We start from the raw sequence: 8,637 nt of genomic DNA, 5'->3' as shown, positions 1-8,637 counted from the left end.
CCGCCGCCTACGGCATCGCCGTGACTGGAGAGATGTTGATCACTTCGGTGCTTCTCTTCGTCGTCATGCTACGCGTTTGGAACTGGAAACCGGTAAGCGCCGCGGCGGCCGTGGCGCCGCTCTTCCTGATCGACGCGGGCTTCTTCACCGCCAACGTCGCCAAGTTCGCCGACGGCGGCTGGGTGCCGGTCGCGGTCGCCTGCACGATGGGTCTCATCATGCAGACCTGGATGTCCGGTCGTCGTCTGCTCGCCGCCCGCACGAAGATGGACGAAATCCCGCTGGCGTCGATCATCAACAGGCTCGCGCAAAAGAAACCACCGACTGTGCCGGGCACGGCCATCTTCCTCACCAGCGACGTCGAAGGGGCACCGACTGCGCTTCTGCATAGCCTCAAGCATTACAAGGTACTTCACGAGCAAAACATCATCCTGAGCGTCGTGACCGCGACGACGCCTTTTGTCCCCGACGACGAGAAGATTTTCCTGGAGAGTTTCAATCCGCTGTTCAGCCGGCTGGTCGTCACCTTCGGCTTCATGGAGACGCCGAACATTCCCCGCGCCCTCGTCCTGGTACGTAAGCTGGGGCTGAAATTCGACATCATGTCCACGTCCTTCTTCCTGTCACGGCGGACGATCCTGCCTTCCAAGAAAGGCGGCATGCCGTTCTGGCAGGATCGTCTCTTCATCACGCTTGCGCAGAATGCCGGCAATGCGACAGACTATTTCGGACTTCCAACCGGCCGAGTTGTCGAACTTGGCCTACAGACGACGATCTGAATATTACAAGCGTCAGACGCCGACGCACTCGCGGGAACAATCTTTGTCCGTATTCAACCTCGTCGCCCCTCTGCTCACAGCAGGAAGTCGAATAGGCGCTTGCTGGCCCTCGCCGTCCAAGATGGCTTCACGGCGCCGGCAATTAATGGCGGCCCAAATGATGGAACCAGCTGCGATTGATAAAACCGGTTGAGCATGGCGTCGCACACGTAATGCCCCCAATTCGTCAGGTGCTCCGTCTCCTCAGCGCCCAAGAAATGAACGTAGGTGCCGACGTCGGAGGGAACGACCGGGGACGGCGGCAGCGTGTAAGATGCATATGGCTCGAGTTCGGCGTTCTTGCTGTCGATCGACCAATAGACGCCACGCGTTCTTGCGCGCAGAGCCGATTTCGAGGGATCGTCGAGGCCAAGCATATCCGCCAGTTTTGCAGCCTTGAAGGCGGCGACCAGGTCTCGCCGCCTCAACGACCTCACCTGATTGTCGGTGGTATCGAGAACACGCTTGAGCTGGGAGAGATAGTTCCAGTATCCGCGGGTGGTGGAGGAGCGCCAAGGCGCTCCTGCGTCGCTGACGAGCAGGCAGTCGCAGCGTTTCAGCGCCGGCTCGATGCCGTGATTGTCATAAACGCCACCGTCGCTCAATATCGCCCTGTCCGGAGCAACGGGTTCGCCAACCGTGTCATCGAGTTTTTCCCTCTTCCAGGAAAACTGCGACAGGTCCAATCGCAGCGGTGACAGTACGGGCGGGAATGCAGCCGAAGCGGCAACCGCGGTCGCGAGCGAAAGTGCCGGATGAAACGACAGGCCGATCCTGTAGTCCGCGATATAGCGGTTAGACATGCGGAAGAGCGAACCGGTGCTGAGATTGCTGGAGCAGAATACGAACCAGGGCGACCCCGGAAGATCTTTCAGGCTTGGCGACTTTCCGTCGAAGAGATGTCGCTCATAGAGTTTTGCCGCCTCCTCCGCCGCGCTCGAGAAGGGATTGAACACGCCCTTCAGAAAGCTCGGCCCATCGGCGAAGACCTGGCTGAAGGCCAGAATGCGATCGACATATTCCGTCTTGAAGTTGACGGCGACCTCATTCTTAAAGACCAGCCGCGGCCACACATAGGCCAGCAGACCGGAGGCGATGGATCCGCCCGATACCGACGAGATCATGTCGAGCTTCGCCAGAAGACCGGCCTCGTTCAGCCTCGCCAGCGATCCCGCGTGGAACAGCATGGCCCGATAGCCGCCGCCCGAAAGGCAAAGGCCAAGTTGATAGCGCTCCGCGGGTTTCTCGGGTTCGCCGGATCCAGACAAGACGCTGTCTTCCTCGGGATGCTCGTGTTCTGACATGCTTTATCGTGTCGCGTTAACAGAATGCCGACATCCGATGTATACCAGATCAAGATCGGCGCGTAGGAATGTCCTAGTGGATTTGCGCAGAGATGGCGATCCAGCCCATCTTTCACTTCGATCCGCCACTCCGCGGATTGACCGAAGCCTGCCTCGGTGGGCCGCCCCGATCGGACTTGCAAAAAATTCCTCGCAATGTTCAATAATGATCGTAAAGGCGGGGCGAATCGATGCGTTACATCGCGGCTGGGCTGTTGTTTCTATGCGCATTTCCTCTGTCTGCGGCAGAGATCACGCGACAGCCGTTGGAGAATGATACCGATCTGATCTCCGTCACGGGCGTCTTGAACGACGGTGACGAAATCGTCTTCAGAAACCTGGCCGCGGCCTCCAGCAAGGCCCTTGTTTTCCTGAACAGCGAGGGCGGGGATCTCAAAGCCGGGATCGAGATCGGGCGTGCCATCCGCCTTCGAGGCTTTGCCACGGCCACCCCGCCGGGGACCTTGTGCGCGTCAGCTTGCGCCCTCACCTGGCTTGCCGGGTCGCCCCGGTTTCTTCAGCCTGAATCCAATATCGGCTTCCATGCCGCCTATCGCGTGGTGGACGGCAAGGCCAGCGAGAGCGGCGTCGCCAATGCGCTGGTCGGCGCCTACCTCAACCAGTTGGGATTGTCCGATACCGCCATCGCCTACGTGACGTCGGCACCACCTGAAGGCATCGCGTGGCTGACGGCCGCCAAGGCGCAGGCCGTGGGCATCACCTACGACGCGATCGACGAGGACGGACCTGATCCGGCGTCCGAGGCGGGCAAGACGTTTCCACACGATCCGATGGGCGCGGTGACGGCCTTTTACTCCGCGCTCGCTGCAGCCGATGGTGAAACCGCCTCGGCGCTGGTCGTTCCGGAAAAGCGCGGCCAGGGGCCCTTCAACGAAGCTTCGATCCACGCCTTCTTCGGCGCGATGTCGCAGCCGCTAAAACTCACAGGCACGGCGTTGCGCGGCGACGATGAGGTCAGGGTTTCCTACAAATACGTCACCAATGACGGTCGTCGCTGTAAGGGCCGCGCCGATGTCCAGACCACCTATGTGTTTGGCAAAACACTGGTCTTGAGGATCAAGGTGCTTGATGGTTGCTAGCCAGATACCTCCGCTTTGAAGCAGTAACCGGCCGCTCGTTCCCTCGGGCGGACTGCTGCCCCTGCGGTCGCTGGCTGCGGACCGGCGATATCTACTCTGCATACCTCCGGGAGTTGGCATCGCATTTGTGCCATTCCCAGTCCATTCCGGCTTCACCCTCACGGCCATAACACCAGTCGAGGCGATCGAGCAGCGGACCGAGCTCGTCGCGCCGTTTGCACGCCTGCAGTGTCTTGACGCCCTCGCGGTCGAGGCTACCGCGGCAGATGTCGTCCAGCCCTATCCACTGGTCAATCAACCGATCCGGCGCCTTGGCTCCCTTGTCCGTGGCGAGCACCTTTCCGGTCTCGGACTCGATCTGCAGGGAGGCCGTGTTCCACACGTAAGAGAATTCCGCCATCCCGGCGGAAGTCTTACCCGTTTCCTTGTTTCGGGCAAACCACTCGACAATTCCCGACATTTCGCATTTTCCGGCACAGCTCGCAGTCACGGAGCCGGGTTTGACGCTGTAGATGCGCTCCGGCCAACGTTCCGCGAAGGCTGCCTTTTCCTTCAGGACGGCGTCTTTGTCGACCGAGTTGCCGAAGAAGGAGACCTCATCGGCATAGATGCTCTTCATGAAGGCTAGCGCCGAAGCGCTGTCTTTTGACCATTCGTCATTGTATCGGTTGACGAAATCAACCGCTTCCGTGGTCAGGTCGCCGGGTTCGGAGGCAGCCACCTCCTTGGAAGCGCCGGGGTCTGACGGCATGTCGGCGGGTGTTGCGCTCTCCTGCGGTGCGGCGCCTGGCGGGGGCGGCGCGCTTTCCTGTGCCGAGGGCATATCCTCGGGCGTGTTGATGTTCCAGTCTCGCATTTCGGCAGCGGTGAGATACCGTATATCGGTGCTGTCGATCGACAGACTGAGTTGCAGCAGATTGGGGCTTACCCCCATGTCGGTGAGATAGCCGATGATGTCGCCGGTCAGCGCTTGAACGGTCGAGACGGCCAATTTGTTATCCACGCCGGCATCGTCGGATAGGGAAACCCGATGCACGCCGATAGACCCTGGCTCGGCAAATCTTTCAACACCACCGACGAAGGCGAAGGCGCAAGCCGATGCACATTCCATGGCTCTGATCTGGAGCGTTTTTGCATTCAGTGCGCGGATGGCGCGGCCGAAGCTGATCGCGGTGACCACGTTTCCGCCGGGCGAGTCAAAGCTGATGTAGTCCGCTTGGTACTGCCGGTATTCGACGACAAGCTTCGTCGGATCGTCGGAGAACTCAAACACGCCCTTTATCACCAGGCCACGCTCTCCCGGCGCGCCGTCCAGACGTTGGTAGGAAATTGCTGCATGCCCCTCTCCGGCCAGGGCGACGAATGCCAGCAGCATCGATATGAATGAGACGGATTTCAGCATTCTTCCCCAGCCTTCGAGCACGTATTTCTCCTGTCGTCACTCGCAGCATATCTTGCTCACTTGTTGCCAGGCTGATCACCGAATCCTCGGCGTGAGCCCGCTTCAATGCGACCCAAGCCCATGGCGATCACGAGTGAAAGATCAACAGCTTTGACGAGAACATTTCACCCTACCCAGCAAAATCCGATCAATGCACAAGGGGCGATCTTCTGGCAAGCGGCACAATCAGAAGTGATAAGACACGGTAAACGCCGGTTCCTCGCCGGCATCGCGACATTCCTATCCGCACGGTCGGGATGCTTGGGCTAGATGTGCTTGAAATCGGTCCTATCAATTCCCGAGCGGCGGGCCTTGTAGACCGATGCACTGAATATCGGTTATGTCGCCTGCACCGAGCATCTGACCAGCGAGGCACTTCGTGACTTCTACCTATGACGATCACGCCCTCGACCTGACGAGCGACGCCGATTTCTTCTCCCTTCTCACCGGAAGCTACAAGCGCATTGTCGGCCGTCGCCTTGTCCGGGACGGGCAAGGACCGGACTGGCTTTACAACGATGCGCCTTTCGTGGTCCTCGCCCACAATAGCGAGCCGGACCCGCGCTTCATCTACGCGAACCGCACCGCGCAGAAATGCTTCGAATATGGCTGGGAGGAATTCGTCGCGCTGCCGTCTCGGCTTTCGGCCGAACAGCCCGATCGCGCCGAGCGCCAGCAGTTGCTGGATAGCGTCACGCGCGACGGTTTTGTCGACAATGGCCGCGGCCTCAGGATCGCGAAATCGGGACGGCGTTTCTGGATCGAGAAGGTGACCGTCTGGCAGCTCATCGATGAGACCGGGAAGCGGCTGGGCCAGGCTGCGATATTCCCGTCATGGCGGGACGAGTAGTCGGCTACCGCCGGATCTGCCCCGCCGGCGGTGAAATCACGGCCTCACGCGGTCAGGATGCGCTGCCTGAAACGCCGGCAGTTCTGCGCACCTACTATCGATATCGGCGATGCGTCGGAAACACGTGATATCAACGCCCCAACGGCGGGCGTTATAGACTTGCGGGATAAGGCAGAGGTCCGCCATCGTCGGCGTGTCGCCGAAGCTGAAGGCTCCGTCGTGTTCGCCGATCATCGCCTCCAGCTTGCGCAGTCCGTCGGCGATGAAATGCTTCATCCATTCCTCGCGGGCGTCGGCCTTGTCGGTCATGGTCGTGAGATGGGCCACGACATGCATGTTGCAGATCGGATGGATGTCCATGGCGACCGCATAGGACAGCGCCCGCACTGTCTGGCGATCGGCGCTATCGGATGGCAGCAATCCGCATTCCGGCCGAAGCTCGGCCAGATATTCGATGATGGCAAGCGACTGGGTCAGGGGTCTTCCATCGACCACCAGGGTCGGCACGAGCCCCTGCGGGTTGAGCGTGAGATAGTCCGGTTTCCCATGCGCTCCCTCCAGCAGATTGACCGGCACCGTCCTGTAGTCGATCTCCAGCAGGTTGAGCGCAATGCGGACGCGATAGCTCGCCGACGATCGCCAGTAGTCGTAAAGAACGACCTCGCTCATTGCGGCCCCACTCCCCCATAACGTTCGACGGTCTGCTCGATCGCCCCGAAGATCGAATGGCCGGCGCGATCCTTCATCTCGATGCGGACCTGGTCGCCGAACTGCATGAAGGGCGTCTTCGGCGCGCCGGTCTCGATCGTCTCGATCATTCGGATCTCGGCGATGCAGGAATAGCCGTCCCCTCCCTCTTCGACCGGCCGGCCCGGGCCGCCGTCCAGCTTGTTGGAAACCGTTCCCGAGCCGATGATCGTTCCGGCCGTCAGATTTCGGGTTTTGGCGGCATGGGCGATCAGCTGGCCGAAATCGAACGTCATATCGATGCCGGCATTGGCCTTGCCGAAGGACTTGCCATTCAGGCTGACCAGTAACGGCAGATGCAGCTTGCCGCCATCCCAGGCGTCCCCGAGCTCGTCCGGCGTCACAGTGACAGGCGAAAATGCCGAAGCCGGCTTGGATTGGAAGAAACCAAATCCCTTGGCCAGTTCGTGGGGGATCAGACCGCGCAGCGACACGTCGTTGACCAGCATCACGAGGCGGATGGCGTCGCGTGCCGCTTCCGGGCTTGCCTCCATGGCAACGTCGCCGGTGACGACGGCGACCTCGCCTTCCATGTCGATCCCATAGGCCTCGTCAGCCACCAGGATCGGCTCGCGCGGCGCGAGGAAACTATCCGAGCCTCCTTGATACATCAGTGGATCGGTCCAGAAGCTTGCCGGCATCTCGGCGCCGCGCGCCTTGCGCACCAGTTCGACATGGTTGACGTAAGCGGAACCGTCGGCCCATTGATAGGCCCGCGGCAAAGGTGACGTTGCGTCATGCTCGTGAAACCGGAGCGTCGGCTGGGCGCCTGTCTCGATGCCTTCGGCAATCAGCGCAAGTCTCGGCGCCACATGCTCCCAGTCGTCGAGTGCTGCCTGCAGCGTGCGGGCGATATGGCCGACTTCGGAGCAGCGGGTCAGGTCGCGGGAAACGACGACGAGGCGGCCGTCCCTGGTGGAGTCCTTCAAGGTCGCAAGCTTCATGTCCCTATTCCGATGCTATTACTTGATGCCCGGGGTTCCGTCGAACTTGCGTTCCAGACCATCCCAGCATTCGAGATAGTCGTCCTGCAGCGTTTCTAGCTCGGCGGCGTATTTCGTCAGTTGCTGCGGGTATCGGGTCTCGAACATGAAAGCCATGGTGTGGTCGAGTTTCAAAGGTTTGAGCTCGGCATTGGCCGCCTTTTCGAAGGCGAGCGCGTCCGGCCCGTGGGGAAGCATCATGTTGTGCAGGCTCATGCCGCCCGGCACGAAGCCCTCCTCCTTGGCGTCATACTGGCCATGGATCAGGCCCATGAATTCGCTCATGATGTTGCGGTGGTACCAGGGCGGACGGAAGCTGTGCTCGGCGACCTGCCAGCGCGGCGGAAAGATCACGAAATCGACATTCGCGGTGCCTGCATCTTCGGTCGGCGCCGTCAGCACCGAAAAAATCGACGGATCGGGGTGATCGAAGCGGATGGCGCCGACTGGAGAAAATGTCCTGAGGTCATATTTGAACGGCGCGTAGTTGCCGTGCCAGGCCACGACATCCAGCGGCGAATGGCCGATCTCCGTGACATAGAATTTTCCGCACCACTTCACATGGACGCGGCAAGGCGTTTCCTTGTCCTCGAAGGCGGCGACAGGTGTCTTGAAGTCGCGCGGGTTTGCCAGGCAGTTGGCGCCGATCGGCCCGCGGTCGGGCAGCGTGAATTTGGCGCCGTAGTTCTCGCATAAATAACCACGCCAGACCGTCTGTTCGCCGGTCCTGGCTACCTTGAACATCATGCCGCGGGGGATGAGACATATTTCCAGGGGCTCGACATCCATGATGCCCATTTCTGTGAATATTTGGATGGCGCCGAGCTGCGGTACGACCAGCAGTTCGCCATCGGCATTGAAGAAGTAATCGTCGACCATGTCCTCGTTGAAGACATAGGCATGGGCTGACATGCCGACCTGGGTCACGGCATCGCCTGCCGTCGTGATCGTCCGCACCCCTTCCAGAAAGTTCAGTTTCTCCGTTGGTGCGGGGATCGGATCCCACCGAAGCTGGCCCAGCGGCAGCGAATGTTCGTCGAGGCAAGGCGCGGTTTTCCAGAGCGGATAGGTGGCGTTGGAGAAGCGCCGGGTGTGACGCACGCTCGGGCGAATGCGATAGAGCCAGGACCTCTCGTTCGTCCCGCGCGGCGCGGTGAACGGCGAGCCGGAAAGCTGCTCGGCATAAAGACCGTAATTGCATTTCTGCGGGCTGTTCTGGCCCTGCGGCAAGGCGCCGGGAAGCGACTCGGTTTCGAAGTCATTGCCGAAGCCCGGCATGTATTTCAGCTTGTTTGCCGTTGCGCCTTCACCGCCCGACGTCTGGATCGATGTCTGGTCCATGCTCAACTCCTCCC

Annotated in this window: 8 protein-coding genes; 3 read left to right on the top strand and 5 right to left on the bottom strand. The window is 60.6% G+C overall.

Annotation, left to right across the window (positions count from 1 at the left end):
- The coding region (locus HJB83_RS32950; protein ID WP_221159838.1) for a KUP/HAK/KT family potassium transporter at positions 1 to 779 on the top strand (779 nt) is incomplete at its 5' end.
- A 74-nt stretch (positions 780 to 853) separates the two neighbouring features.
- On the opposite strand, the gene HJB83_RS32945 is transcribed toward HJB83_RS32950, so the two are convergent.
- A complete protein-coding gene (locus HJB83_RS32945) occupies positions 854 to 2,122 on the bottom strand; it encodes a patatin-like phospholipase family protein (protein ID WP_207583898.1) in 1,269 nt (422 codons plus the stop codon).
- A 230-nt stretch (positions 2,123 to 2,352) separates the two neighbouring features.
- On the opposite strand from HJB83_RS32945, the gene HJB83_RS32940 reads away from it, so the two are divergent.
- Positions 2,353 to 3,261 (top strand): hypothetical protein, encoded by a 909-nt coding sequence (locus HJB83_RS32940; protein WP_207583897.1) that lies wholly within the window; start codon positions 2,353 to 2,355, stop codon positions 3,259 to 3,261.
- A 91-nt stretch (positions 3,262 to 3,352) separates the two neighbouring features.
- On the opposite strand, the gene HJB83_RS32935 is transcribed toward HJB83_RS32940, so the two are convergent.
- Positions 3,353 to 4,684, bottom strand: coding sequence for a hypothetical protein (locus tag HJB83_RS32935; RefSeq protein ID WP_221132684.1), 1,332 nt, complete (start codon positions 4,682 to 4,684; stop codon positions 3,353 to 3,355).
- Between the two features lie 397 nt (positions 4,685 to 5,081).
- Here HJB83_RS32935 and HJB83_RS32930 point away from each other — a divergent pair, with 397 nt between their 5' ends.
- Positions 5,082 to 5,552 carry an MEKHLA domain-containing protein gene (locus HJB83_RS32930; RefSeq protein ID WP_207583895.1) on the top strand — a complete coding sequence of 157 codons (471 nt, stop codon included), beginning with the start codon at positions 5,082 to 5,084 and terminating at the stop codon, positions 5,550 to 5,552.
- 36 nt (positions 5,553 to 5,588) lie between these two features.
- Here HJB83_RS32930 and maiA read toward each other — a convergent pair whose 3' ends face one another.
- Genes maiA through hmgA form a run of 3 tightly spaced genes read right to left on the bottom strand, consistent with a single transcriptional unit; the run spans position 5,589 to position 8,623 of the window.
- Entirely contained in the window at positions 5,589 to 6,221 is a 633-nt protein-coding gene (gene maiA, locus HJB83_RS32925; protein ID WP_207583894.1) for a maleylacetoacetate isomerase, read from the bottom strand.
- Positions 6,218 to 7,243, bottom strand: coding sequence for a fumarylacetoacetate hydrolase family protein (locus HJB83_RS32920; protein WP_207583893.1), 1,026 nt, complete (start codon positions 7,241 to 7,243; stop codon positions 6,218 to 6,220). The genes maiA and HJB83_RS32920 overlap by 4 nt, the downstream gene beginning before the upstream one ends.
- Positions 7,244 to 7,261: 18 nt before the next feature.
- Positions 7,262 to 8,623, bottom strand: a complete 1,362-nt coding sequence (gene hmgA, locus HJB83_RS32915) for a homogentisate 1,2-dioxygenase (protein ID WP_207583892.1) — start codon at positions 8,621 to 8,623, stop codon at positions 7,262 to 7,264.
- Positions 8,624 to 8,637: the final 14 nt, after the last annotated feature.

Origin of the sequence: Rhizobium sp. NZLR11 (assembly GCF_019685115.1) — a bacterium.
GTDB lineage: Bacteria > Pseudomonadota > Alphaproteobacteria > Rhizobiales > Rhizobiaceae > Rhizobium.
Note: the sequence above shows the minus strand (reverse complement) of the source record. Positions and strands in the feature narration are given on the sequence as shown.

Bases quoted from the DNA above. Each gene is read 5' to 3' on its own strand.
- HJB83_RS32945 (WP_207583898.1), bottom strand. From the start codon at position 2,122: ATGTCAGAACACGAGCATCCCGAGGAAGACAGCGTCTTGTCTGGATCC.
- HJB83_RS32940 (WP_207583897.1), top strand. From the start codon at position 2,353: ATGCGTTACATCGCGGCTGGGCTGTTGTTTCTATGCGCATTTCCTCTG.
- maiA (WP_207583894.1), bottom strand. From the start codon at position 6,221: ATGAGCGAGGTCGTTCTTTACGACTACTGGCGATCGTCGGCGAGCTAT.
- HJB83_RS32920 (WP_207583893.1), bottom strand. From the start codon at position 7,243: ATGAAGCTTGCGACCTTGAAGGACTCCACCAGGGACGGCCGCCTCGTC.
- hmgA (WP_207583892.1), bottom strand. From the start codon at position 8,623: ATGGACCAGACATCGATCCAGACGTCGGGCGGTGAAGGCGCAACGGCA.